This window comes from Pseudobacter sp. (assembly GCF_051955275.1).
GTDB lineage: Bacteria > Bacteroidota > Bacteroidia > Chitinophagales > Chitinophagaceae > Pseudobacter.
The window spans coordinates 1-26,653 of sequence record NZ_JBQCGW010000021.1; the positions used below are offsets into that span (position 1 = coordinate 1).

General features: G+C 47.3%; 21 protein-coding genes and 1 riboswitch. Of the genes, 11 read left to right on the forward strand and 10 right to left on the reverse strand.

Annotated elements, in window-relative coordinates; genetic code table 11:
• The 3 genes from ACTHMC_RS02430 to ACTHMC_RS02440 all read right to left on the reverse strand — a co-directional run.
• Positions 1 to 1,290: TonB-dependent receptor plug domain-containing protein (locus ACTHMC_RS02430; protein WP_440410500.1), on the reverse strand; the 1,290-nt coding region annotated here is incomplete at its 3' end.
• Positions 1,291 to 1,408: 118 nt separating this feature from the next.
• Positions 1,409 to 2,629, reverse strand: a complete 1,221-nt coding sequence (locus ACTHMC_RS02435) for a FecR family protein (protein ID WP_440410502.1) — start codon at positions 2,627 to 2,629, stop codon at positions 1,409 to 1,411.
• 61 nt (positions 2,630 to 2,690) lie between these two features.
• Complete coding sequence (locus ACTHMC_RS02440) at positions 2,691 to 3,281, reverse strand: RNA polymerase sigma factor (RefSeq protein WP_440410504.1); 591 nt, start codon at positions 3,279 to 3,281, stop codon at positions 2,691 to 2,693.
• 171 nt (positions 3,282 to 3,452) lie between these two features.
• On the opposite strand from ACTHMC_RS02440, the gene ACTHMC_RS02445 reads away from it, so the two are divergent.
• Positions 3,453 to 4,118, forward strand: a complete 666-nt coding sequence (locus tag ACTHMC_RS02445) for an alpha/beta hydrolase family protein (RefSeq protein WP_440410505.1) — start codon at positions 3,453 to 3,455, stop codon at positions 4,116 to 4,118.
• A gap of 140 nt (positions 4,119 to 4,258) precedes the next feature.
• Here the strand turns inward: ACTHMC_RS02445 and ACTHMC_RS02450 are convergent, their stop codons facing one another.
• The 3 genes from ACTHMC_RS02450 to ACTHMC_RS02460 all read right to left on the reverse strand — a co-directional run bounded on the left by ACTHMC_RS02450 (position 4,259) and on the right by ACTHMC_RS02460 (position 6,272).
• Positions 4,259 to 4,792, reverse strand: a complete 534-nt coding sequence (locus ACTHMC_RS02450; RefSeq protein ID WP_440410506.1) for an SMI1/KNR4 family protein — start codon at positions 4,790 to 4,792, stop codon at positions 4,259 to 4,261.
• A gap of 90 nt (positions 4,793 to 4,882) precedes the next feature.
• A complete protein-coding gene (locus ACTHMC_RS02455; RefSeq protein WP_440410507.1) occupies positions 4,883 to 5,578 on the reverse strand; it encodes an HAD-IA family hydrolase in 696 nt (231 codons plus the stop codon).
• 13 nt (positions 5,579 to 5,591) lie between these two features.
• Positions 5,592 to 6,272, reverse strand: a complete 681-nt coding sequence (locus ACTHMC_RS02460) for a metal-dependent hydrolase (protein ID WP_440410508.1) — start codon at positions 6,270 to 6,272, stop codon at positions 5,592 to 5,594.
• A 181-nt stretch (positions 6,273 to 6,453) separates the two neighbouring features.
• Between ACTHMC_RS02460 and ACTHMC_RS02465 the strand changes: the two genes are divergently transcribed.
• The 6 genes from ACTHMC_RS02465 (at position 6,454) to nhaA (ending at position 17,273) form a co-directional block, all read left to right on the forward strand.
• Entirely contained in the window at positions 6,454 to 6,774 is a 321-nt protein-coding gene (locus ACTHMC_RS02465) for a DUF6660 family protein (protein WP_440410510.1), read from the forward strand.
• Between the two features lie 166 nt (positions 6,775 to 6,940).
• Complete coding sequence (locus tag ACTHMC_RS02470; protein WP_440410512.1) at positions 6,941 to 11,260, forward strand: CusA/CzcA family heavy metal efflux RND transporter; 4,320 nt, start codon at positions 6,941 to 6,943, stop codon at positions 11,258 to 11,260.
• Between the two features lie 19 nt (positions 11,261 to 11,279).
• The gene (locus ACTHMC_RS02475) at positions 11,280 to 12,560 is read left to right on the forward strand and encodes an efflux RND transporter periplasmic adaptor subunit (protein ID WP_440410514.1); all 1,281 of its coding nucleotides are present in this window, start codon (positions 11,280 to 11,282) and stop codon (positions 12,558 to 12,560) included.
• A 41-nt stretch (positions 12,561 to 12,601) separates the two neighbouring features.
• Positions 12,602 to 14,611: a heavy metal translocating P-type ATPase gene (locus ACTHMC_RS02480; RefSeq protein WP_440410516.1), complete on the forward strand. Its 2,010-nt coding sequence runs from the start codon at positions 12,602 to 12,604 to the stop codon at positions 14,609 to 14,611.
• A gap of 59 nt (positions 14,612 to 14,670) precedes the next feature.
• Positions 14,671 to 14,745: riboswitch (Fluoride riboswitch) on the forward strand.
• 36 nt (positions 14,746 to 14,781) lie between these two features.
• A complete protein-coding gene (locus tag ACTHMC_RS02485; RefSeq protein ID WP_440410517.1) occupies positions 14,782 to 16,062 on the forward strand; it encodes a voltage-gated chloride channel family protein in 1,281 nt (426 codons plus the stop codon).
• Between the two features lie 50 nt (positions 16,063 to 16,112).
• Positions 16,113 to 17,273: a Na+/H+ antiporter NhaA gene (gene nhaA / locus ACTHMC_RS02490; protein ID WP_440410518.1), complete on the forward strand. Its 1,161-nt coding sequence runs from the start codon at positions 16,113 to 16,115 to the stop codon at positions 17,271 to 17,273.
• A gap of 50 nt (positions 17,274 to 17,323) precedes the next feature.
• Here nhaA and ACTHMC_RS02495 read toward each other — a convergent pair whose 3' ends face one another.
• Entirely contained in the window at positions 17,324 to 18,511 is a 1,188-nt protein-coding gene (locus ACTHMC_RS02495) for a redoxin domain-containing protein (RefSeq protein ID WP_440410520.1), read from the reverse strand.
• 220 nt (positions 18,512 to 18,731) lie between these two features.
• Between ACTHMC_RS02495 and ACTHMC_RS02500 the strand changes: the two genes are divergently transcribed.
• On the forward strand, positions 18,732 to 19,469 hold the full coding sequence (locus ACTHMC_RS02500) for a hypothetical protein (protein WP_440410521.1): 738 nt from the start codon (positions 18,732 to 18,734) through the stop codon (positions 19,467 to 19,469).
• A 62-nt stretch (positions 19,470 to 19,531) separates the two neighbouring features.
• Here the strand turns inward: ACTHMC_RS02500 and ACTHMC_RS02505 are convergent, their stop codons facing one another.
• Positions 19,532 to 20,710: a redoxin domain-containing protein gene (locus ACTHMC_RS02505; protein ID WP_440410523.1), complete on the reverse strand. Its 1,179-nt coding sequence runs from the start codon at positions 20,708 to 20,710 to the stop codon at positions 19,532 to 19,534.
• A 226-nt stretch (positions 20,711 to 20,936) separates the two neighbouring features.
• Here ACTHMC_RS02505 and ACTHMC_RS02510 point away from each other — a divergent pair, with 226 nt between their 5' ends.
• Genes ACTHMC_RS02510 through ACTHMC_RS02520 form a run of 3 tightly spaced genes read left to right on the forward strand, consistent with a single transcriptional unit; the run spans position 20,937 to position 24,444 of the window.
• Positions 20,937 to 21,977 carry a hypothetical protein gene (locus ACTHMC_RS02510; RefSeq protein WP_440410524.1) on the forward strand — a complete coding sequence of 347 codons (1,041 nt, stop codon included), beginning with the start codon at positions 20,937 to 20,939 and terminating at the stop codon, positions 21,975 to 21,977.
• 46 nt (positions 21,978 to 22,023) lie between these two features.
• Positions 22,024 to 23,742: an alpha-glucosidase gene (locus ACTHMC_RS02515; RefSeq protein WP_440410526.1), complete on the forward strand. Its 1,719-nt coding sequence runs from the start codon at positions 22,024 to 22,026 to the stop codon at positions 23,740 to 23,742.
• Between the two features lie 45 nt (positions 23,743 to 23,787).
• Complete coding sequence (locus tag ACTHMC_RS02520) at positions 23,788 to 24,444, forward strand: alpha-ketoglutarate-dependent dioxygenase AlkB family protein (RefSeq protein WP_440410527.1); 657 nt, start codon at positions 23,788 to 23,790, stop codon at positions 24,442 to 24,444.
• Here ACTHMC_RS02520 and ACTHMC_RS02525 read toward each other — a convergent pair.
• Entirely contained in the window at positions 24,441 to 24,812 is a 372-nt protein-coding gene (locus ACTHMC_RS02525) for a response regulator (protein ID WP_440410528.1), read from the reverse strand. The two genes, ACTHMC_RS02520 and ACTHMC_RS02525, sit on opposite strands and share 4 nt — an antisense overlap.
• 59 nt (positions 24,813 to 24,871) lie before the next feature.
• Positions 24,872 to 26,653: malto-oligosyltrehalose synthase (gene treY, locus ACTHMC_RS02530; protein WP_440410529.1), on the reverse strand; the 1,782-nt coding region annotated here is incomplete at its 5' end.

Consider the following 26,653-nt stretch of genomic DNA (forward strand, 5'->3'; position numbering starts at 1 on the left):
ATTCATACTATTACCTGTATTGCCATATATTTCCTTTTGCCAGTCAGTATACCTGGTAGTATCCCAAAGCAGCAGGTCAGGTGCGTCAGTGGGCGTAGGAGTAAGACCGTCGTTCCTGTACGCCTCCCTCCGCATTTCGAGATATTGCTGCGTGTTGAGCATTTTGAAGTAACGCATCACTTTGGACAGGCCGTATCCTACATTCACGGAGAGATCGGAAGTATTGGATTTTGCTCTTTTGGTAGTGATCAGGATCACGCCATTGGCGCCGGAAGAACCATAGATAGCGGTTGATCCGAGGTCCTTCAATACTTCTATACTTTCAATATCCTTAGGATTGAATCCAAAAAGCTGGCTTTGGCTACCGGCCGGACTTAATGTGGCCATCCATCCCTGCACAGGTCCATCGCCATGTAATACACCATCGTTTGAGCCAACATTCATGGGCGTTCCATCGATCACGATCAGCGGGTTAGGACTGGCTGCAGACAAAAGGCTTTTGCCCCTGATAACTATTTCCACCGGCGCTGCGGCATGACCTGAGTTGGGCGTCACTATCATTCCCGGCACCTTACCCTGTAAGGCCATAAGCGGATTCATTACAGGTTGACGCGCGATCTCTTCACCAGACACACGTGCTACGGAGGAAGTACTCAGCCTCCTGGTGGTTTTGCTGTAGCCCTGTGCTACCACCTGGTCCAGTTCGTTGGTAGCGTCTTCAAGTATTGCAGTGGTATTCTGCAGGTTCAGTATGGTAACTTCAACAGTTTTGTAGCCGATATAACTCACACGCAATACATCACCCTCTTTTGCTCCTTCCAGGGAGAATGTTCCGTTGGCGGTAGTGCTCACTCCTTTCTGGGTGCCCCGCAGCATAACACTTGCATTACTGAGCGGTTCAAACCGTTTATTGTAAACATATCCTCTGACAATGCCTTTGCTGAAACCGGCTGGCGTGAGTACCAGGCCTGTATCAGCAGGGAGTTTGGGCTTCTCCTTTTCTGTCACCACTATCGTTCGCCCAACAATGGTATACTTCAATGCAGGTTGCTGACTGAAGCAGGCATCCAGTGCTTCATCGAGGGAAACATTTTTCAGGTTCAGCGTAACACTGGAGGCCATGCTGAAAAACACTTCGTTGAAAAAAACAGAATAGCCTGTTTGTTTTTTGATCTGTTTAAGAACTGTTTCGAGTTTTGCATTCTTCACAGACAACGTTATTATCTGTGCATCTGCATGCAAACTCCCGAACAGGCAGCCTAAAACCAAAATGATCGCAGTTAGTTTCATCCGGACTTTTTTAAATGTTGCAGTTAGTGTTTAACAGGTTGATCTGGTCAGGTCAATACATTTCCTGTCAGTCTTTTTTTCCTGAAAAGACGGTTACATTTTCTGAGGAATTATTTGGTTATGGAATAACTATGATCTTCTTTCCGTCTACCATGAATCGCAGTTTGGATTCCTGAAGTATCCTGAGCACTTGTTCCAGGTTCGCATTCCTGGGGATCTCTCCTCCGAATTTCATGTCGGGCACCCCTGCCTGGTATACAATTTCAACATCGTACCATCTTGCTATTTGCCGCATCACCGTTTGCAGACCGGTGCGATGGAAATAGAAGAAGCCATTCTTCCAGGCAAGCACTTCTTCCGCATTGATATCGGCGGAAATCCTGAATGCTCCATCATTTTCCAGTTGTGCCTGCTGCCCCGGATGCAGCAGGAACTGTTCCTCGCCTTTTTTAAGTTTGATGGATCCTTCCAGCAGGGTTGCACGGGCAACCGGCTCATCAGCATAAGCATTTACATTGAAATGAGTGCCCAGTACTGTGATGTCCATCTCTTTTTCTTTACCCGTGAGCCCTGCCACCTTAACCCGGAACGGAGTTTTTCCATTGGCGGATGATTGTTTCGCCACTTCGAAGTACGCTTCGCCGGTAATAGAGACGGTCCTTTCTTTTTCAGTGAACCTGGTAGGATAAGTAATGGATGATGCTGCGTTCAACCAAACCTGGGTACCATCCGGAAGATTGAGCCTGTATTGCCCTCCCCTTGGAGTAGATAAGGTATTCCAGGCAATTTTTGCAGCAGTGCTTTCCTTCTGTCCCTGCGTTTGGTAAATGATTTGTCCATCGCCGGCTTTGATCACCAGGGCGCCCTGTTGTTCTGCAAGCTGCCCTGTTACTGAACTATCGAGTAATATTTTTTCTCCGTTGCTTAAAGTGAGTATGGCTTTATCGCCGCCGGGCACCGGCCTGATATTGTTATCCACCAGTACAACCGGATCTTTTTCTTTTTCCTTGCCTGCATTCAGCCACCAGGCTGCAGCCCCTGCCACCAGGATCAATACAGCTGCTGCGGCCCATTTTAGCGGGAATTTCCACAGCCTGCGTACCGGTTTTTCCTGCAAGGCTTTCCGCTCCGATATACTTCTGAACAACCGTTCCCGCAACACATCGTTCCCCTTACTTGATATGAAAACATCCTGCAACAACTGATCCGTCTTACCTGAAAAATCATTTTCTGATCTCCCCAGTTCTTCCAGGAATACAACGGCCTCCTCTTTTGTAAGAGTGCCTGCTACCCAGCCATCGAAAAGTTGTTCAAAATCCTTCATCATTGATAAAGACAATCCTCAGGAATTGATGGACTATAGAAATGTTTATTTTTTTTTAAAATTGTTCCTGGCCCGTTTACCGCAGGGTTTCCAGCATGGCAATTGCCAGTACCGTAGGAGATGCATATCCGCGCAGGAATTCCCTGATCTGCTTCAGAGAACTCACCAGGTGATTTTTAACGGTGTTGGGAGAAATATTCAACTGTTCAGCCACTTCTTTATAACTCAATCCCTGCTCACGTACCATTTTATATACAGTTTGCTGCTGGTAAGAAAGTTTGCCGATGGCCTGCTGCACCAGCGCTGCAGACTCTTTGAAGAGCAGATCGTTCTCGGGGTTTTCCTTAGCGCCCTCAAACCAGTCGATGATATGTTTTCTGTATTGCTCTTCCCGCTGCTGTTGCTTTAATACATTGTAGATATGATTGCGGGCAATGATAAAGAGATAAGCCTCCGGTTTTTCAACATCCGGCAATTCCTCGCGTTTGTTCCAGATCTTCAGGAATATTTCCTGTACGATATCTTCCGCGAGCGCTTCGGACTTGGTAAGCATCAGGGCTACGGAATACAAATGTTCCCAGTAAGTGTCAAACAGGCTCCTGAAGGCGGTTTCATCGCCTCCGGCAATTTGTCTGAACCAGTCTTTGGAAAGTGCATTGTCCTGCATACGGCAGCCGGCTTTATTAATAAGCGGTTAGGGGATAAATACAGGACAGGTTACGGTGGTGGTACAGCCACCTAAATTAGCGGATATTTTCAGAACATGAAATTTTTTTGAAGTTGAGCCGGCAGGGTAATCGTAAATTGGAGGCCATTTCATTAACTGAAATCCGGAAACATGCGCACAAAATCACTTACAATTTCCGTTTCTGCTGAAACCGGAAAAGTATCTGCCAAATTAACTACTCCTGCAACGCCTGCCTGCATCATCACGCTGGCCCATGGCGCAGGTGCAGGGATGGACCATATCTTCATGGAAACCTTATCTGCTGCATTAGCTGACGCCGGTATTGCAGTTCTCCGTTTCAATTTTCCATTCATGGAACAAAAGAAAAAAAGGCCTGACTCCCCGGCTGTGGCCCATGCAACCATTGAAGCGGCCATCAATAAAGCCATCTCGTTATTCCCTGAGCTTCCCCTCTTTGTATCAGGCAAATCATTTGGCGGAAGGATGTCATCCCAATACTTATCCGCCAATCAACGTACAGATGTAAAAGGGCTTATCTTCTTCGGCTTCCCTTTGCATCAACCAGGCAAACCTTCCATGGACAGGGCTGAACATTTAAAAACCGTAAAACTTCCGATGCTTTTTTTACAGGGAACGAAAGACACCCTGGCCAGTATCGACTTAATGGAAGCTTTATGTAAATCCCTGAAAAAAGCCACCCTGGTAAAATTTGAAGGAGCAGACCATTCATTCAAAGCCGGCAAAAAGGAAATAGTTCCCTTACTGGTGGAAGCCACTCAAAAATGGATGGCCCGGAAAACCGCTTCCGGCAAATAACAGACCGGTTTATCTTTTTTTATATAGTTTGCAGGCCAAGTAAATTTCTTAATTAACGATCCGCCTATTCGACCTGTGATAGCTTGCAGATAAAAGCCTTCCGGATCTTGAACCCCAGAAGGCTTTCGCTTTTAAGTGGATTAATACTCCTCACCGAACTCTCTGTCATTCAATCCAACCCCTTTTATAAAAACATAATTTCCTCTTTTCAGACCCGCGAGGTAAAAATCGATATAATCTTCAAAAGAACTGGCATAGAGTTCACGGAAACCGGAATCATGGAACCAGGATATCACTTGTCCGTAATCACCGCCTGGAGCAGGGTCCAAATCGATACAGATATTATTTCCAGAGCCGTCATATGTGAAAGGAATCCAATATGGATTCCACCAGTCATTCTTTATTCCATCTTCAGGGTCGGAGGTTATATCATTGTACTCCCCTTCCCTGGACATCTGATCCATTATTTCCTTTTTAGAATTCCACGCCCGCGTGATCCATTTAACTGGCAGCAAATACTGTCCCTGGATCATAGCCAATCTTTCTTCCCCTTCTTCCTGTCCATCACGGATCATGTAGAACTCCACGAAGTCAGCGGGCAACTTCTTCCCGATCATTTGCTCCAATTCATCTATATCAGCTTGAGTAGCTCCGGGATTCAGAAGTGATTTCATTTCCGGTGCGTGATGCGAAATCCAGTTTTCGAAACTTGTCCAATATCGTTGCATAGAATCCATAATATAGCATCTAAATACAATGTTTGATCAGGCCTTCAATACAAAAGAAGCACCACCCGCTTCACGCTGACGGAAAGCTACACTTCCATCTTCCTTTCTCTCCACCGCCAGCTCCCTGTAATCCAGGATAGCAGCATGATCCGTTACAAAAGCTGTATGATGCGTTGTGGTGATCACCATAACAGTGGCACCTGCCCGCTCTCCGGAAAGCACACCCGCCGGTGAATCTTCGAACACCAGGCATTTATCAGCCGTAGTGCCCAAACGTTGTGCCGCCAGCAGAAAACAATCAGGGGCAGGCTTCCCATGCTGCACATCCTCTGCAGAGATCAGCAGCGGAGGCTGCGGCATCCCCGCTGCCTGAATCCGGCGCAATGCCAGTTCCCTGGGTGCTGAAGTAACAATGGCCCAGCGGTGAGCAGGTAAGGCGCCAAGAAATTCAGCCGCACCGGGAATCGGTTCAACCCCCTCTACATCTTCGATCTCCGCCTGTGTGATAGCTGCTGCTTCAACTTCAGGAATGAGCCCCGGCAAGGCAAGCCTGCGGATGGTTTCCACTGACTGAATACCGTGGATGGTAGGCAGAAAAGCATCCACATCCAGTCCTTGTTTGGCGGCCCAGATGGCCCATACACGCTCTGCCGATTTGATGGAATTCAGGATCGTGCCATCCATATCCAATAGAACTGCATCGATTGATTGCATAGTTATTCCGTTCTCCATTTCTGTTTTTTACTTACACTGTAATAGTTTCACCAATGCCAGGCAGCAACAAATTCAGTCCTGCATTTTTAAATTGGCTGACCGCCTCTTCCTTATTCAGCTTTATCCATCCGAAAGTATCGTAATGCACGCCTACCACGGTAGCAGCCTGCACCAGTTTCGCGGCCTCGATGGCATCATCAACACCCATGGTCAGCAGATCTCCGATAGGCAGTACTGCAAAATTCAGTTTCGTAAACCTAGCTACCAGCTGCATATCCAGAGACAAGGCCGTGTCCCCGCTATAATAGAAACTACCCTCTTTGGTAGTAACCGCAAAGCCACTGGCCACACCGGCATAACTTCCATCCTTGAAACTGCTGGAATGCTGTGCTGCAAAGGCTTTCACCACACCAAAATCCAATGCTATTTTTCCACCGGGATTGATGGGCATTACCTTTTCCAGGCCCTGGGCTGAAAAATAACCATACAGCTCAAAGCCGCCAAACACAGTAGCACCGGTATTCTTAGCAATCCTTACCGTATCCAGCATATGATCGAAATGACCATGGGATACAAAAATGTAATCAGCCTTCACATCCTCAGGAGAGATCTTACTGGCCAGTTCATTGCCGGTAATGAACGGATCGAACAGGAGATGCTTTCCGTTAATTTCCACTGTAAAACAGGAATGGCCGTAATAGGTGAACTTCATATTTATATTTTTGAATTGAATGGTGATCGATCCGGTTAAGGCACAAATATAGCGCGAACTGTTGTGTATCCGATACCCTCTGATATTATCCTCCAGAGCGTTATACCTCCTTGATATTTATGCAACAGCGTTGTTTTTTATTCTTCAGCAATTAACAAAATAGTTTTTACTTTTATCCCCGATGAAATTTTTCGCTTTCATAATGGCCTGTCTTATTCTGATCATGAGTTGTACTCCATGTCAGGATGCGCCCATTTCCATGAAAGCCGGTAAATCGCAAACAACACTTGCACTGGCAGATGACCATGATCACCAGGAAGCTGGTGACGAATGCTCCCCACTTTGCACCTGCGCCTGCTGTTCTGCTCATTCTGATCCTCAGTCGTTCATCATCGTTGCAGCACATACAGCTGACAATTCACTGAGCCACTCATCTTTTTACACCGGCTCTCTCATCTCCGTTTCACTGCCTGTCTGGCAACCTCCTCAGTTAGCCGCTTGATTCCTTTACAGCCACAGGTGTGCATATCAGATGCAAATTATTCCGGCTGTTGCTTTCACCCTTTTACTGATCTGTATGGTTAATGACTGATAACAGTCAGTAATCTGTAAATGCACGTATGCCGATACGGGCAGTTACCATAAATATATTCAAATCATAAGCGGCCATGCTCAATAAGATCATAGAGTTCTCCATTAAAAACAAACTGATCATCGGCATTTTTACCCTGGGCCTCATAATTTGGGGACTATGGAGCGCCAGCAAGCTCCCGGTAGATGCAGTGCCTGATATTACCAACAACCAGGTGCAGATCATTACCACTACCCCTACCCTTGCGGCCCAGGAAACCGAGCAGTTGGTTACATTTCCCATTGAACAAAGCATTGCAAATCTTCCTGATCTGGAAGAAATGCGTTCCATCTCACGCTTCGGGCTTTCCGTGATCACCGTTGTGTTTGACGACGAAGTGGATATTTATTTCGCCCGCCAACTGATCAACGAAAAGCTCAAAGAAGCCGTAGAGAAGATCCCGAAAGGCATAGGTACCCCCGAACTTGCTCCCGTGAGTACGGGCCTTGGCGAAGTGTACCAGTATGTGATCCATCCTAAAAAAGGGGCAGAGAACAAGTATAGCGCCATGGACCTGCGCACCATGCAGGACTGGATCGTTGCCCGCCAGTTATATGGCACACCCGGCATTGCCGAGGTGAACAGCTTCGGAGGCCTGCTGAAACAATATGAAGTGGCAGTGAACCCAGACAGGCTGAAGGGCATGAACATCACCATGTCGGAATTATTCACGGCACTTGAAAAGAACAATGCCAATACGGGTGGCGCTTATATCGATAAAAAGCCAAACGCATATTTTATACGCGGTATCGGCCTGGTATCCTCGCTGGAAGACATCGGCAATATCGTGATCAAAACCGTCAGCGGTATTCCCGTACTGGTGAAAGATGTTGCCACCGTTCAATTGGGCAATGCCATCCGTTACGGTTCCGTCACTTACAATGGAGAGAAAGAAGTAGTGGGTGGCATCGTGATGATGCTGAAAGGATCCAACAGCGCAGACGTAGTGAGCAGGGTAAAGGAAAAAATGAAGACCATCCAGAACTCCCTCCCTTCCGATGTAGTGATAGAGCCATTCCTCGACCGTACAGACCTGGTAGACCGTGCAGTGAATACTGTAAAAACAAACCTGATCGAAGGCGCACTCATCGTGATCTTCGTACTGGTACTCTTCCTCGGAAATATCCGTGCAGGCCTCATTGTGGCATCCGCCATCCCACTCTCCATGTTGTTTGCACTGGGCCTGATGAATGCCTTTGGTGTAAGCGCCAACCTGATGAGTCTCGGCGCCATAGACTTCGGGCTGATCGTAGACGGCGCGGTGATTGTAGTGGAAGCTACCCTGCATCATCTTGCCAAAAGAAAAGAAGGAGGAAAACTCACGCAGGAACAAATGGATGCCGAAGTTTTTGAATCTGCCTCCAAAATCCGCAGCAGCGCTGCATTTGGCGAGATCATTATCCTCATAGTATACATCCCCATCCTCACACTGGTAGGCATTGAAGGAAAGATGTTCAGGCCCATGGCGCAGACGGTAAGCTTTGCTATCCTTGGCGCGCTTATCCTTTCGCTCACCTATATCCCGATGATGTCAGCGTTGTTCCTGCCTAAAAATCTGCTGAACAAAAGGACCATCGCAGACAGGATGATGGAATTCTTTCAACGCATCTATTCTCCCTTACTGGAGAAAGCGCTGAAAATGCGGAAGACAATCGTGATCCTCACCATTTCCGTTTTTGGTCTGGCCTTATTTTTCTTCACCAGGATGGGAGGCGAATTCATTCCACAATTACGGGAAGGTGATTATGCTTTCCACTGTATCCTTCCGCAAGGCACCAGCCTTTCGCAAAGCATCGAAACTTCCATGCAGGCAAGCCGCATCATCAAATCGTTCCCAGAGGTTAAAATGGTAGTGGGCAAAACCGGTTCTGCTGAAGTGCCTACTGACCCTATGCCACCGGAAGCATCAGACCTTATCATAGTACTGAAGCCAGTGAAAGAATGGATCAATACCAAAGATTACAATGAGCTCTCAGCAATGATCCTGGAAAAACTAGAAGTGATACCCGGTGTGTTCTTTGAAGCCAATCAGCCGATCCAGATGCGCTTCAACGAGCTGATGACAGGTGTAAGGCAGGATGTGGCCGTTAAGATCTTCGGAGAGAACATCGATACCCTGGCCGCGCTCGCCAATAAAGTGTCAGCCGTAGTTCAATCCGTAAAAGGAGCGAATGCTCCGCAGGTGGAACGCACTACAGGACTGCCGCAGATCACCATTCAGTACGACCGTGCAAGGATCGCAGCATATGGTTTGAATATAGAAGACATTAACAATACCGTCAGCACTGCGTTTGCCGGGCAGGCTGCAGGGGTTGTGTATGAAAACGAAAGGAAGTTCGACCTGGTAGTAAGGCTCGACAGCACCAACCGCTCCTCTATAGATGATGTGAGCAATCTCTTTGTAGCCACAACAGATGGCAAACAGGTGCCGCTCTCGCAGGTTGCCACCGTGAAGTTCAAGGAAGGGCCTGCACAGATCAGTCGCGAAGAAGGCAAACGACGTATTGTTGTCGGCTTCAATATTTCAGGAAGAGATGTGCAGAGCGTGGTGGAAGAGATCCAGCAAAAACTTGGAAAGGCCAATCTGCTGCCCTCCGGTTATTATTACACTTATGGTGGCACATTTGAGAATCTGCAGAAAGCCTCTGCCAGATTACAGATAGCAGTACCGATAGCCCTGGCACTGATCTTCCTGCTGCTCTATTTCACCTTCGGCTCCTACAAAGAAGCGCTGCTTATCTACACAGCCATTCCAATGAGCGCCATCGGCGGTGTATTTGCATTGATGTTGCGCGGCATGCCATTCAGTATCTCTGCCGGCGTTGGCTTCATTGCATTGTTCGGTGTGGCCGTATTGAACGGCATCGTGCTCATCAGTACATTCAATCAACTGGAAAAAGAAGGCATGACCGATGTATTCAAGCGCGTGTTCGAAGGCACCAAAGCCAGGCTCCGCCCCGTATTGATGACTGCGATGGTGGCATCACTCGGTTTCATTCCCATGGCACTATCCAATGGCGCAGGCGCCGAAGTACAGAAACCGCTGGCAACCGTGGTGATCGGAGGACTTGTCAGCGCAACATTCCTGACCTTATTTGTCCTTCCCATGTTATATATCATTTTCTCCGGCAGCAAAAAGAATAGCTCAAAAGCATTTCCTGTTACAGTTGTGCTGATTGCATTATTGCTGGGCTCCGGTTATGCAGAAGCACAGCAACCGGTTGGCACACGTATCAGTATTCAGCAGGCCATCACAGCCGCCGGTAATAATCTGCAATACAGTATCAACAACCAGCTGGTCACGAAAGGACAATCGCAGATCAAAACCGCCACTGCCCTGCCCAAGACCGGCGTATTTGCAGAGAACGAAGACTTGCGGCCCAGCGACAACCAGGGCATTCTCAAAATAGGCATTTCACAAAGTATTGCCTGGCCCGGCCTGTACAGTGCACAGAAAAAGCTGTTCCATGAGCAGCTGAACTATTACCAGATGAACAGATCTGTAATAGATGCAGAGGTGAAACGGAATGTGAGAACTGTCTATTACCAGTTATGGTACCTCCAGGATAAACAAAAACTCTATCAGCAACTCGATAGTATCTACCGCACACTCAGCACGGCAGCAATACTAAAGGTAAAGACCGGTGATAGTCCCGGCCTCGACAGCATTGCAGCCAATGTTAGACTGCGGGAACTTCAGGCACTGGTACAACAAACCGCCACCGATATTGAAGTACAGCAACGTGTGCTGATGCAATTACTGAACACGGATACTGTTTATCTTTCAGAGGAAGGCCCGCTGGCAAAACTGCCATTGCTCATCAACCAGGCAGATCCTCTCCATCCGAACCTCGCGCTTCAGCAGCAGCAGGTGAATATTGCCAATGCTGCCATTGGCGTGAGCAAAAATGAGAACCGCCCTGAATTCTCAGGCCGCTTTTTCAGTCAACGGCTCTATGGCCTGAAGGATCCCTTTACCGGCTTCTCCGTTTCAGTAGCATTCCCGCTGCTGGGATCAGGAGCCGCCCGGAGCAAGGTTCGTGTGGCACAGGCAGAAGAAGAATTACAGAAAAGACAATACAGTTATACACAGCAGGTACTCAATACGGAACGGGCACAGTCGGAAAAAGAAGTACAGAAGAACCTTTCCATGCTTTCATTTTACGAGAGTACAGGACTGAGTCAGGCAACAGCCATCATCAAGGCAGCCACACTGGCCTACAGATCGGGAGAGATCGGCTTCACGGGTTTGTCGCAGTACCTCACGCAGGCCATCGATATTCAGCGCAATTATCTCGAGCACCTGAATACCTATAACCAGTCAGTGATCCAATACTATTACTACTTCAACCAATAGCAATAAAAACATCAAACAGATGAAGAATATATTTTTGATCATACCAGTTGCATTGATCATCGGGTTACAAGCCTCCTGCAATAGCGATGGAGGCAAAGAGGAAAGCAGTCCGGCCAAAGAAGAAGCACATGCACACGATCACAGAAACGAGAACACCGCAACTTTCACAGATGCACAGATAAAAAGTGTCGGTATCGAAACCGGAAACATCGAGGAGAAACAACTCACCGCTTCCATTCGTGCCAATGGAGCGCTCAGGGTACCCAATCAGAACAAAGCTTCAGTCAACAGCCTGTACAGTGGTGTGATCAGAACCCTGCTCGTTCAACCCGGCAATGTGGTAAAGCGTGGCGAGGTAATAGCCACCATTTCCAATCCCGACTTTATCAGGATGCAGGAAGAATACCTTTCCATCGGTCCTAAAATTGTATTGGCTGAACAGGAATTCAACCGTCAGAAAGAATTGAATGAAGGCAATGCCGGTGCACTGAAGAACCTGCAGGCCGCAGAATCAGAAATGAGAGCGCTGAATACGCGCAGATCATCACTGGAACAACAGCTGCAGCTGATGGGAATCAACCCGCGCAGCCTGACCAATGGCAAGTTGACAACCGTTGTTTCTTTACGCACACCTATCGGAGGCATCGTGAGCAATGTGCCCGTAAAGATGGGAAGCTATGTGGATGTCAGTACAACAGTAGCTGAAGTGGTAGACAACAGTCAGCTGCACCTGGACCTTTTCGTATATGAAAAGGACCTGCCAAAACTGAAGAACAACCAGAGCATTCACTTTACCGTTACCAATAATCCCGGCAAGGAATATGATGCTCAGATCTTTTCACTGGGATCTACTTTTGAAGATGAGAGCAAGGCAGTGAGTGTGCACGCACAGGTGAAAGGCGATAAGACAGGCCTGATCGATGGCATGAATATTACAGCGCTTATCAGCCTGGATAAAATCACCACGCCTGCTGTGCCTAACGACGCTATCGTTACCTGGCAGGGACAGGATTATATATTCATAGTAACGGATGCACATGCAGAAGAAGAGCATCACGAAGAAGGCAAGGATCACAAGCATGATGAATCCGAACCCCATGATCATAAGGTACCTGCAAAACCTGCCGGAAAAGAAGTAACTTTTGAAAAGGTACCGGTAGCCAAAGGTACTTCCGAAGTGGGTTATACGCAGATCACGCTGTTGAAACCCGTGGCTCCGGACACAAAGATCGTTACCAAAGGGGCCTTCTTTGTACTGGCCAAGCTTACCAATTCCGGCGAAGGGGAACACAGTCATTAGCAGGGCATTTTAACAACAGATACTCACCATATTATTGAATTATGAACAGGAACAAGCACCAGGGCCATGCACATTCTGAGCAGGATGAACATGATCATTCACATGGAGGTATCTTCGGTAAGAACACCGAACTTATTTTCAGCCTGACCTGCGGCGTATTGACCGGCGCAGGCTTCAGTCTATCCTTTATCGATGGCATCGCTCCCATTGCTCCCACGATCTTATATATCATCGCCTATTTCTTTGGCGGTTATTTCACCGCTAAAGAAGCCGTTCAAACTGTATTGAAAGGAGGTTTTGAAATAGATTTCCTGATGCTGGTGGCTGCTATCGGGGCAGCTATCCTGGGCAGTTGGCAGGAAGGCGCTTTATTACTGTTTCTTTTCAGTCTGGGTCATGCGCTGGAACATTACGCCATGGAGAAAGCGCGTAAGTCCATTTCAGCACTGACAGAACTGGCGCCCAAAACAGCGTTGGTGAAACGAAACGGACAAACCAGTGAAGTAGGGATCGAAGCGTTGAAGATCGGGGATATCGTTGTAGTAAAACCGAATACTAAAATCTCTGCGGACGGCATAGTAATAGCAGGCAGCAGCAGTGTGAACCAGGCGCCCATCACGGGCGAAAGCATTCCGGTTGACAAAACGGCCATTCCAGACCCGGGCTTCGACATAACAACAGCAGGCAAGCTGGATGCACAATATCGTGTGTTTGCCGGCACTATCAATGGCAATGATCTACTGGAGATCAAAGTGATCAAACAGGCTACAGACTCAACACTATCGAGGCTGGTTCAGTTGGTGAACGAAGCACAGACACAGAAATCACCCACGCAGCAATTCACGGATAAGATTGAACGCATTTTTGTACCGGCCGTACTGGTGCTGGTGACCCTGCTTTGTTTTGCCTTCCTGGTGATTGACGAACCTTTCAGTAAGAGCTTTTACCGTGCCATGTCCGTACTGGTAGCTGCCAGCCCATGCGCCCTGGCCATTTCCACGCCCAGTGCGGTGCTGAGTGGTGTGGCACGCGCGGCGCGCGCAGGCGTGCTGATCAAAGGCGGCAAGCCGCTGGAAGACCTGGGCACGCTGGAAGCGCTTGCATTTGATAAGACAGGTACCCTGACCGAGGGCAAGCCCAGACTCACTACAATTCAGCCTTTCAGTAATCTTACAGAAGTTGAGCTACTGAAAATAGTAGTGTCCGTGGAGGCCCTGAGCGATCACCCGATTGCCAAAGCCATTGTAAGAGATGGCAGGGAGCGATTGGGTAATGAAGAAATCCCATCCGCACATGATATGGAGGCGGTATTGGGCAAAGGGATCAAAGCCGCACTGGGCAACGATCATATCTATGCAGGCAATCTCACTTTGTTTGAAACACTGGATGAATCGAAGCCGTCAGAAGATATCATACATGCAGTGAGAGAAGCAGAAGCAGCAGGACAGACCACTATGCTGATCAGGAGGAACGGTGACTATATAGGACTGATTGCCGTGATGGACACACCAAGAGAAGAAGCTAAAGAAGCACTGGAGCAACTGAAGCAGACAGGCATCAAAAAGATGATCATGCTCACGGGCGACAACCAGAAAGTAGCTGATGCCATTGCCAGAGAAACCGGGCTTACCGATGCGATCGGAAGCTTGCTTCCAGAGCAGAAAGTGGAAGCCATTCAGAAACTGGCGAAACAGGAAGGCAAGGTGGCCATGGTTGGAGACGGTGTTAATGATGCGCCTGCCATGGCACAAAGCACCGTTGGTATTGCCATGGGCGCGGCCGGCAGTGATGTGGCGCTCGAGACTGCAGACATTGCCCTGATGGGCGACAAACTCCTGTTGCTGCCGTTTGCCATCGGGCTAAGCCGGAAATCCAAAAGGATCATCAAACAGAACCTGGTGATCAGCCTGGGAATGGTAGTGGTATTGATCCCGCTGACGATCCTGGGTATCGCAAGCATCGGCCCGGCAGTGGCTGCACATGAGGGTTCCACCCTGGTAGTAGTGGCCAATGCGCTCCGGTTACTGGTCTATAAACACAGACAATCATAAATCCGGGCTAAGTGATGCCAACCTCGTGCTTGCTCCGTAACAAATATTTTTCCTAACTTCACCACACAGGAAATGGTGTCTTCCTGACAACAACCGTCTTTCTTCACAGAACGACTGATGGCGCCTACAAAAATTCAACGGCTATGCCGCTCAATAATTATTTGTAGGATATGAAACAACTCAATGAACGCTTTCAGTTTATCGCTATCACCAGGCATCTGATACGTTGGACCCTGCTTTGTATTCCCCTCTCCCTGTTGGCCGGTTCAGTGGTTGCATTATTCTTATGGCTGCTTGATGAGACTACCAGATTACGCTGGCAAAACCCGTGGCTGCTCTTCCTCCTGCCGTTTTCCGGAGTGCTGATCTATTTCATGTATAAGCTTGCCGGCAAGAACGCAGAAGCAGGCAACAACCTCATCATCGATGAGATCCATCAACCAGGCGGAGGTGTGCCAGGCAGAATGGGGCCACTGGTTCTGGCAACCACCCTGATCACGCATCTTTTTGGCGGATCTGCAGGTCGCGAGGGAACCGCTGTGCAAATGGGAGGCAGCATTGCCGCCAAACTGAGCCAGTGGTTCAGATTGAATGAACAGGACAGAAGCGTTTTATTGATCTGTGGTATTGCAGCCGGTTTTGGTGCTGTGTTTGGAACGCCGGTAACCGGAGCCATCTTTGCCCTGGAAGTGCTGTTGATCGGCCGGATCAACCTGCAGGCTTTACTGCCCTGCCTGATCGCCAGTATGCTGGCAGATTTGACCTGTACTGCTTACGGTATTCATCATACGCAGTACCAGATAGATTCTGTATTGCCTTCGCTCAGCAGCTTTGCTGGCGCTAAAAGTAATGCACTGTTGCTTTTGACCGTCATTGCAAGTGGTGTACTATCCGGGCTTGCTGCTTTTTCATTTGCAGAACTGACGCATGCCATCAAAAGGATCGCCAATCATGTTATAAAGATCAAATGGCTGATACCGGTTGTTGGTGGCTGTCTCATCATCGGTCTCACCATCATACTGGGAACAAGGGATTATCTGGGATTGGGTGTAACAAATCCCGGAGAGGGCGTATCCATCGTTTCTTCTTTTCAAGAGGGCGGAGCCGGTTATTGTAGCTGGTTCTGGAAATTACTGTTTACCGCTATCACCCTTGGAGCAGGATATAAAGGAGGAGAAGTAACACCGCTGTTTTTTATAGGAGCCGCGCTGGGCAATGCCATAGCAATGATCACCGGAGCGCCGGTAGACCTGATGGCCGGACTCGGCTTCATTGCTGTTTTTGCCGGTGCCACCAATACGCCCATTGCCAGCACCATCATGGGGATCGAGCTTTTTGGAGGCGAATACGCAGTGTGGTATGCCATTGCCTGCTTCACGGCATTTTACTTCAGTGGTAATGCAGGCATCTATACTTCGCAACGGCCAGGTGTTTCAAAATGGGGCAGGTAACAATTACTATCTTTACGCATTTTGCAGCAACTGATTAAAATATTTTCGACATGAACTACGCGGCATTCAAAAGGTTCTTCAAATCCGTCTCAGGCAGTGGCGGCATCCTGCTCTTTTGTGTGCTGGCATCCCTGATCATCGCCAATACTCCTGCCGGCGCTTATTTTGAAACCTTGCTTAATACCCAACTCGGGTATCACTCAGAAAATATCCATTTACAATACCCGGTCATACTCTGGATCAATGACGGCCTGATGGCTGTTTTCTTTCTGCTGGTTGGACTGGAAATAAAAAGAGAACTGGCAGAGGGTGAATTATCATCTCCTAAAAAAGCATTACTGCCTGTTTTATGCGCCACAGGCGGCGCCATCGTACCAGCCCTGATCTATGCAGGTTTCAATCACTCACAATCAACTGCTGCCGGATGGGGCATACCCATGGCAACAGATATTGCTTTCGCACTGGCAGTGATCAATGTGATTGGAAGCAGGATACCGGCTTCGCTCAAGATCTTCCTGGCAGCACTCGCTATTGTGGATGACCTGATGGCCATTCTTGTGATCGCAATTTTCTATTCTTCAGAAATACACCTGACTTATTTATCCTACGCCGGAGGCATCTTTGCCTTGTTACTCTTGTTTAATAAACTGGGCATCAAGAACCTCGTATTCTACCTGATCCCCGGGCTGTTCATCTGGTACTTCATTCATCATTCCGGGATCCATGCCACCATTGCCGGAGTACTGACTGCCATGGCAATTTCAGCATCTGCAAAGGGCTCCGCAGCCTCTCCCCTCGTTAAGCTGGAGCATATGCTGAGCAAACCAGTCAACTACCTGATAGTTCCGCTGTTTGCCCTGTGCAATACCAATATAAAATTTGAAGATGGTATGCTGAATGGGTTGTTCACTCCGCTTGGCATCGGCGTTGTTACCGGACTGGTCATCGGAAAACCAGTGGGCATTTTGCTGATGTCCTGGCTGGCCGTTAAAACCAAACTATCTGAGCTTCCTACCGGGGCCAACTGGCAACATATCACCGGCGTGGGTTTCCTGGCAGGCATCGGCTTTACGATGTCTATTTTCATCACCCTGCTTTCCTTTAATGAAGCGGCAATGATCTCCATTTCCAAATTTGCCATTCTTACCGGTTCAATCCTGGCAGTGGCCATTGGTTACTGTATACTCACCATCACTAAAACAGGCAAATAAAAATCCCGGCTGCAAAAGCTGCCGGGACATATTCGTAATACATTTCTCATTTATTTGAACAACTGCTCCAGGGTTGTCTGGAGCTCTTCTCCACGGATATTTTTAGCGATGATCTTACCCTCATTATCTATCAGGAGATTTTGAGGGATGGCTTTGATATCATACAATTTTGCAACCTCATTGTCCCAGAATTTCAGGTCAGACACATGGGTCCAGTCGAGCTTATCTTCATGAATGGCTTTGATCCATTTGTCTTTTGCACCAGGCCTGTCGAGCGATACACCAAGCACTGTAAAATTCTTGTCCTTGTACTTCTGATAGGCTGCCACCACGTTAGGATTTTCAGCACGGCAGGGGCCGCACCAGCTTGCCCAGAAATCGATCAATACATATTTCCCTTTGAAAGAAGCCAGTGATACAGGTATATCTGCGGTATCGTTTTGAGTGAATGGAATGGCTTTCTTGCCGATCTGCAATTCTTTGGCAGTAGCGATGCGGGCTTCAAATAATTTTGCGGATGGCAATTGTTTCACCGGTCCGCCAATCATTTTGAATACGGGCTCTGTCTTCACAGGATCGATGGCATATCCGCTGTATTGCTGCAATGCATAGAGTGCAACCGGAGAGGTTTTTCCGTTTTTCTCAATGAACTTTTTATATACTTTTTCATTGATCACTTCCTGCAATGAATCAAGCTGTTTTCTTACGCGGGATTCAGCTGCTTTGTCCTGCGCCTTTCTGGCCTGGCCATACTGCTCATACAAAGCAGCAAACTCTTTATCGAAAGCGTCGATGCTTTTGCTCAGGCCCAGATACTGAGTATGGGCGGTAGCTCCGGTTACGGTAGCATTGCTGAAAGAATCAACTGTCACGATATTTATTTTGCCTGGCTCAAGAAAGAGACTATAATTATTTTTTGCTGACGGACGGGCAGGCCCCGCATCTCTGGCAACGGGCACAGCACGCAACTGAGCCAGGATAGGCTCTTCCAGGAAAGTTTTGAAACTCACTTCTTTCTGGCCGTTGACAAGAACGCTGTCGTTGAACCGGACCTTACTCATGGAATTGTAGTACGACAGATACAACTTCTCTACCGGGTACGACAACCCCGATAAATTTATGGAAACTGTAAGGTTATCCGGCTTCGCTGCGGAGGCAGCAGATTGCGCCTGCAGGTCAGTATTGGAAATGGAAGAGGACAATAGCATCAAAGCCAGTCCAGTGGCATAAGAACGCATAATTTCTGTTTTTAATAATTAGAGATACTGATTGATCCTGGCAAACCAATCGAATAAATATAAATAGAATGTTGCTTACGGGTGTGTTGGATGTGATGAGCGGGCCCCAATAAAGATAATGAATCTGCCCGGTAGTACAGGCAGGAAATCTCCCTGTTTCAGGGGATAGAAATACCTGGCATCTGTATGCATCTTTACAACAGCAATTTAAACACCAGTTATGAAACAACAACTCTTCCTGCTCCTGCTCGCCACATTCGTTACAGGAGTTATAAACGCGCAGGTACCCACAATGGAAAGGCCGCTTAAAAAAGCGGTCATCAAACCGGTGCCACCAGCACCAGCACCTGCGCCCGCCCCTGCTCAGAAACCGCCAGCGCCTCCACCCGCCCCTGCGCAGAAGACAGCTCCGGTACCCCCAACTCAAAACACGCCACCCGCCAGCAATCCACCGGTCTACAGAATGACCTCGGCCAAAGTGGTACTCCTGACTGGTTCTGACAATAAGGAATTTCCATCCGCACTCAACCTCCGTTTGTTCACCCTCAATACCAAACAGGGACTGTACATGCTTCCCGGCAATGGGCTGAATAATGAACTGAAAGTAAACTCATCCACAGACCTGGGCCTGGTACTGAATCAGGGCACCAACGCTGAAGCCAATGCAAAGATCCAGCAGGCGCTTACCCTGGATTATATTCAACAATCAGGTGGACTGAACCTCCGCATTTATTATGGTCCCAACTTTTTCATGGATGCCTGGAAAATAGAAGGAGTAAAATTGATCCTTGAATTTAAAGACCAGTACAATAATCCACACCCGGTATATGGTTACAAAACCATCGTATACAATACAGCCAGTGGTTTCCTGAACAACACGCATAAAACCATGGAATGCCTGTCGGACAGGGATTTCAACCCCACCACCTCTCCTATCAGCGAATACGGAAAATTCTAAATACAAACAGGCATGATGGCTGCTTTCAAAACACCTTCATGCCTGTTATTTTTTGTACCAGATCAAGCCCCCAACAATTCTCTCAGCTTCTCATCGATCTGCTCTTTGGATGGATTGTGCAATATGATCTTTCCCTCCTTATCCAGCAGGATATAGCATGGCAGGTAGGGTGTCATAAACATGGTCCCCACTCTTGATGGCATATTCTTCACCGGGAATTCATCAGCCACCTGCAGCCAGGGCATCTTCTCCTCATCCAAAGCCTTGAACCAATCTTTCCAGCGACTGTCATTGGTAACGCCCACTATTTCAAATCCCTTCGGCTGATATTTCTTATACACCTCCTTCCAGTGTGGGATTGCTTTACGGCAAGGCACACACCAGCTTGCCCAGAAATCGAGCATTACATATTTACCGCGCAGGGATGACAGCGTGAACTGTGTACTATCGGGCTTGAGCAAAGTGAAATCAGGCGCCAGTTTACCAGGTTGCAATGATCTCTTCTTCTCCAGCTCTTTAGTCAGGTGATTAAAATAGAATGTATTCTTTGCCGCTCCACTGTATTTAGCCAACAGGCTCTCCATATCATTCAGCGGCATAGCTTCATTAAACCTGTAATAATCATAGAACATATACGCCCCTGCCGGAGATGCAGGGTTAGCAGTAACAAAACTGTCGACCAGCTTTTTCCTGTTCGCCATGGACAGGTCGCGCAGAGAGTCTATCTGTTCCTTGATCTTATATCCTTCGTCTTTACTGGTGGCTTTGCTGTATGCCTCATTGAGCGCTTTAAACTGTGCATCATATTGCTTCAGACCGGGATTGTTCTGAAAAGCATCCCATTGGTCCTGGTTCACAGAGCCGGATATCTTGAAATTTTTCAGCATCGCTCCCTTCCTGTCTCCATACGCCGTATAATCATAATGGTCAGAACCCGTAGTATCGATATCTAGTTTGATATCGCTGTTCTCCAGGAAAAGTGACATGCCCCAGTAATCTTCGATATTGATGGTCACAAATTCAGGCGCTGGTACGGTGCCCTTGAATCTGAAACTTCCATTTTCCATTTTTACACTGTCCAGCACTTTGGTGGTCCTGGTTTCTTCATCATAAGCGTTCAGTCTGACCAGGCCCGAACTGACGCCATTGATTTTTCCTTCAATTGTAAAACCCTGGGATTGTTTCGCCTCGCCGCAGCCTGCAATAGCCGCCAGGCAAAAAAGATAAAATGAAGTTTTCATGTTGTGAATAGTTTCGATTTTCAGGTTTACCCTTCTTCCACTTTCTTTCATATGGCATCAATAAGTAGTACCCTGAAAAGGGAAAAGGGACTATCGGCATTCAGAAAATTGCCTGGTTTTATTTAAAACTCGATAAGATCCTGAAACTACCTCTGCTAAAATCACTTGTTTCAGGGATGTGCAGCCCCCTCTTTATCATGAAATTTAAAGCATCAAAAACTATGGTATGAATAAATTCCTGCTTGCCTTTTTCCTGATCTCAGGATGTATGCAAACCGCTGTAGCCCAGAAAGAGGTATATGATATAGTCAGCTATATTTCTCCCTCCGGCTGGAAAAAAGACAGCACCATCTCTGCGCTGGCTTTTTCCAGGATAGACGGCGGCAGCTGGGGCCAGTTGGCCATCTACAAGAGCACGGCCAGCAAAGGCAGCATTGAAGAAGATGTGCAAAGCGAATGGGAAAAGATCGTGACCGCGGAACATACCATCACCGGCAACGAGGAAACCACAACACCAGAAACCGCGGATGGCTGGACTGTGGTCAGCCGCAGCGGCATCTGGCAATTCAACGGCGCCAATGTTGCCACCATCCTCACCACCTACAGCAATAACCAGGTTTGTGTAAGCATTCTTTGTAACGCCACCGCAAAACCTTACCTGGAGGACTTCAAAAAATTAACAGGCAGCATTGAATTGCCAACGCAGACAGCCACTAACTCAGCGCCTGTGCAGGCGGAGGCATTGCAAAACAACCTCTCGGAAACACCCGCAGCCGGCTCCATTACAGGCGAATGGCGGATTAATATTTTTGAAACGATGGGCGCGCAGCTTACTGCCGGTTACTTCAGAAAAGAGTATACATTCAGGCCTGATGGCACTTACCAGTTTCTTCAGAAGGACTGGTCTGCCTACGTTAAAAACATCCTCTTTTCCTACGAAACAGGGACCTATACGGTAAATGGAAAAACACTGGTGATCACCCCACTAAATGGATACACGCAGGAATGGAGTAAAAATCCCAGTAACAGGAATGAAGAGTGGGGAAGCCTGCTGAAAACAACAAAAAGAAAACTGGACAAATCGGTATATACATTCAATTCCAACTATTATTCTGGGTCAGACAATTCAGTACTGGAACTGTTTACGGAAAAATCCACTACACGGGAATCAATTCCATCCGGTCAGCCCCTTCCCTACAAAACCGAATATTATCTCAATACAAAACCCGGCGTACTGATAGTAGTACCGCCAGGCTTCAAACCATAAAAGCAAAGAGTTTGAAAAACCGGATGGCCTGTGATTTGTTCCGTGTATGGAAACATTGCACATGGAGATCAAAGACAAAGCATGGTGGAAAGAAGTGGTCATTTACCAGGTTTACCCGAGGAGTTTTAAGGACAGTAATGGGGATGGAATCGGAGACTTACCCGGATTGCTTTCAAAGCTCGACTATATTCAAAGCCTAGGTGTTGGCCTGGTATGGCTCAATCCTGTATTTGCTTCTCCCAATGAAGACAATGGATATGATATCAGCAACTTCGAAACCATTCAGCCGGAATTCGGCACAATGGCTGACATCAATGCATTGATCACCGGCCTGCATGCCAGAGGCATCAAGCTGTTGCTTGACCTGGTGATCAATCATACCAGCGATCAGCATCCCTGGTTCATTGAGTCACGCAAAAGCAGGGACAACCAGTACAGGGATTATTACCACTGGTGGCCCGCTGAAAAAGGAGAGCCACCCAAAAGGTTCAGCTTCTTTGATCCGGATCAGAATGCCTGGAAATATGATGTTGCCACAGATTCCTGGTACCTGCACTATTTTGCTGCTTCGCAGCCAGACCTCAACTGGGAAAACCCGGTGGTGCGGCAACAGATCTACCAGATGATCCGGTTCTGGCTGGATAAGGGAGTGGATGGTTTCCGCCTGGATGCCATTACCTATATTGCCAAAGACATAAATTTTCCGGAGATCACTGAGGATGAACTGAAAGAGAAATACGAGAATAACTGGTCTTATTATTATTCCAAAGGCCCAAAACTGCATGAGTACCTTCATGAAATGAACCAGGAGGTTTTCAAAGGCAGGGATATGGTGACCATTGCCGAAACGCCCGGCATTGAAAAAGAAGATGCACTTAAGTTTGTGCATGAAGACAGGCAGGAACTGCATATGCTCTATCATTTCAAAGGCATGGAGCTTGGTTATACGCATCACGCATTCAAACAGCCTGATCCCGAAGGATACAAACTTTCTGAATTCAAAAAAATCTATTCAGAATGGAGCGATGCATTTGCCAGCGAAGGATGGGGTACCATTTACCTGGGCAACCATGATCAACCGCGCATGCTCACCCGGTGGGGCAATGATGCGCCGGAATTCCGACTGGCTTCCTCTAAATTGCTTACAACATTCCTGCTTACCATGCGAGCCACGCCCATCTTTTATAATGGAGATGAATTAGGCATGTCCAATATAAAATTTGAAAAGATCAGCGATTACCGGGATATAGAAACACTCTATATGTATCAGTATATCCAGAAACAGGGAGGAGATGTGGACCAGTTCCTCAGAGACCAGCAGATTTCCGGAAGGGATAATGCCAGAACGCCCATGCAGTGGGATGCCAGCGAAAATGCCGGGTTCACTTCCGGCGAATCCTGGATCAGCATCAACCCGGACCATGTTTATATCAATGAAACAGCACAGGATGCAGACAGCAACTCACCATTAAATTATTTCAGAAAATTAACGGCATTGAGAAAGGAGTACCTGGAACTGATCTATGGTGCATATACTTTATACGACGCAGCACATGAGCAGGTATATTGCTATACCAGAACCATCAATGGCTCCGGTATCATGGTAGTACTCAATTTCTCTTCCGAACTGGTGCATTACCAGTTGCCGGAGGAACTCCCCCTGAAAAATTCAGAGCCATTACTGAACAACGAGACTTCTTTACAAATGGAAATCAATCGATTGATATTACTCCCCTGGCAGGCGCTTCTGTTTGAACTGGAATAATGCTAATTTATTTAGCAATTCTTCTTTTTTTCTTATCTTTGACAGATGAACCTTTTTGAGGATACAGCACTGTTTGACGAAGGTAAAAAAAGGTATACCCGGTTTGATATTCCGGATACTGAACTTCAGTTGTGGGAACAATTCATTGGAAAAAATGAAGCAGATCATTTTTACAAAATGCTGCTCGCTGATACCCCCTGGCAACAGCATACGCGTCAGATGTACGACAAGACGATCCCCGATCCAAGACTTACAGCTTATTATGGCGGCTCTAATGGACATGCCTGGACGCCAACATTGCTGACATTGAAATCGCAGGTTGAAGCTATCTGTGAGATACAGTTCAACAGAGTATTACTTAATTATTACCGCGATGGAAATGATTCAGTGGCCTGGCATAGCGATACGCTCCCCAAAGACGGCAAACATCATGCAATTGCTTCCCTGACCTTTGGTGAAACACGTGTATTCAAAGTGAGGCATAAGCATCAGAAAGGAACGCCACAACTGGATATCCTGCTTAAACACGGGAGTTTATTACTCATGGGTGAAACTATGCAGGACCATTATGAACATCATGTACCGAAAACAAACAGAAAGATTGGTCCACGTATCAACCTCACCTTTCGTATATCAGGCGTAACACGCCCCGAAGACATAAACCATCATCGGGGAGATTTAAACCAGGAATCAGTGCCTTAATTCATCAGCCGGGAAACCGATTGAAAGATATCAGCTTTTGTAAAAGGCTTTTGAATAAAATCATCTGCACCATTTTCAATCGCTACATCCCTTGCAGCGGCATCAACGCCGGATATCATGATCACTTTCGTAGTTGGGTGTTGTCTTTTGATATCTCCGATAAAATCGATCCCATAGCCATCAGGCAGGCGATTGTCCAGCAGAACAATAGCCGGCTCTTCCTGTAGAAGATATTCCCCAGCTTTGGCCAGTGTAGGAACATGATCTATTTCCATATCGTTTCCATCCAGGAGAAGGTTCAGTAAAAGGCAGAGATCTCCTTCATCTTCAACGATCAGAACTTTGCGGACGGCAGGTTTGGCTTTCATACGTGCTTGTTTGGTTTTACGCCTCTGCTTATTAAAATTTTATGCCAGCATGCAACCAATCATTTTGTTACGGACAGGCTGTTCATAAGAAGTATTACCGGCAGTTCCTGTTTTCCCGTATGGATTGTAAGTATATTTCCTGTTGATTCGTGTTTTTCACCAGAGAAAACATTTATCCAGGTTGCCGGAGAACCTTCCGGCAATTGTAAGGTAATGGAACTGCTTTCCTTCCATCCTGGCAACGGCACAGTACTGATCAGCCATTTACCCGCATGAGCGCGTGCAAATGAGAGCCTTCCGGTTTCATCCCCGTGCTTCAGTGGGAAATAATCACCGTGCTGAAAAAGATCCGGATATTGATTTCTTAATGCTAACGTCCTGGCACATATGAATAACTTATCCATTCCAGGCTCTGCAGGAAATTGAAGGGAATGACCTTCCTGAATACTGGCAAGCATTTTCTTTCTCTTCTCATAATCCACTTCCCTCCTGTTATCCGGGTCAACAAAACTATAATCGTGCAACTCGCATCCCTGGTAAATATCAGGTATGCCGGGCACTGTAAGTTTCAGCAGCAATTGAGATAGTGAGTAAACCCTTGCTTTTTTATCCAGGAAGCTTACATGTTTTTTCAGCTGATTGATAAACACCTCATTTCTGAACAATCCATCGATGAAATCCCGGCAAGCCTGCTCATATTCCGGTTGCGCTTCATCCCAGCTGGTATTTACCTTGGCTTCTTTTATCGCTTTGGCAATATATTGCTGCACTCTTTCAATCCATGCTTCTGAAATATTTCCATCCGGCGGGAAGCCACCAACGATCGACTGGTAGATAAAATACTCTTCATTCCTGGAAGGGGCTGGTTGACCATTCACTTTTTTCACCAACAGGCTGTTCAGGCTGAACCATTCTTCCACCAACTGCAACCAACTGACCGGATCTTCTGTGATAGTCAGCAACCTGATCCTTGCATCTTCACCGCGCTTGGTATCGTGGGTGGCCGTGGCATTCATGGTGGATGGCCATTTTTCAGACCGCCGTTGAATGGACGCATGAAATTCGTTTACAGGATCAACACTGACTGCACCGGGAGAATCGCCCACCTCATTCCTGGCAATCATTGCATTCCAGGTATAAAAACTTGTATCCTCAACACCTTTAGCCATCAGGGGGCCAGTGAATTGCATCAGTCTTTGCAGGAATTCCAGGCAATGCTGATCTGCCACCGGCTCTCCATCCTGGAACAAACGTAACATGAGCAGTAATTCTTCAGTATGCTCCGGATAAAAATAAGTGGCTGTACTGATCGTATCCCTGATGGTTTTCACCTCCATCTCATTCAATGGAAGAGAACGCGGATACCCCCTGTATACCGGCATGCAGGTGATGAATGCAGCGATTGCATCTTTCCATTTTCCTTCTTGCGGAAAGAGATTTCCTGTTCTTGCAATGCGGTAAATATTTTCCCATTCACCTGCCATATACTCTTTCAGGATCTTCATCCTGTTGGCTACCGTTTCAGCGGCGTACTCCCGGGCTCCCGGGATATTTCCCCTGAACCACTCAGTTAATTTCTCAAATCCTTCAGGCACCGTAAAAAGCCGGTTCACCATTGCGGTAAAATCATAACCGGTGGTTCCCTGCAAAGACCAGGATGACGGAAGCTGTTCGCCAGGGCCCAGTATCTTTTCTGCTACAGTATAACAGGAATCCCCGACTGCATTCCGCAGCCATTCCAGGTATCCTTCCGGATCAGCAAGTCCATCGATATGATCGATGCGGAGCCCCTGGATCAATTGTTTTTCACAGAGCTCCTTTATCTTGCTGTGATAATCGTT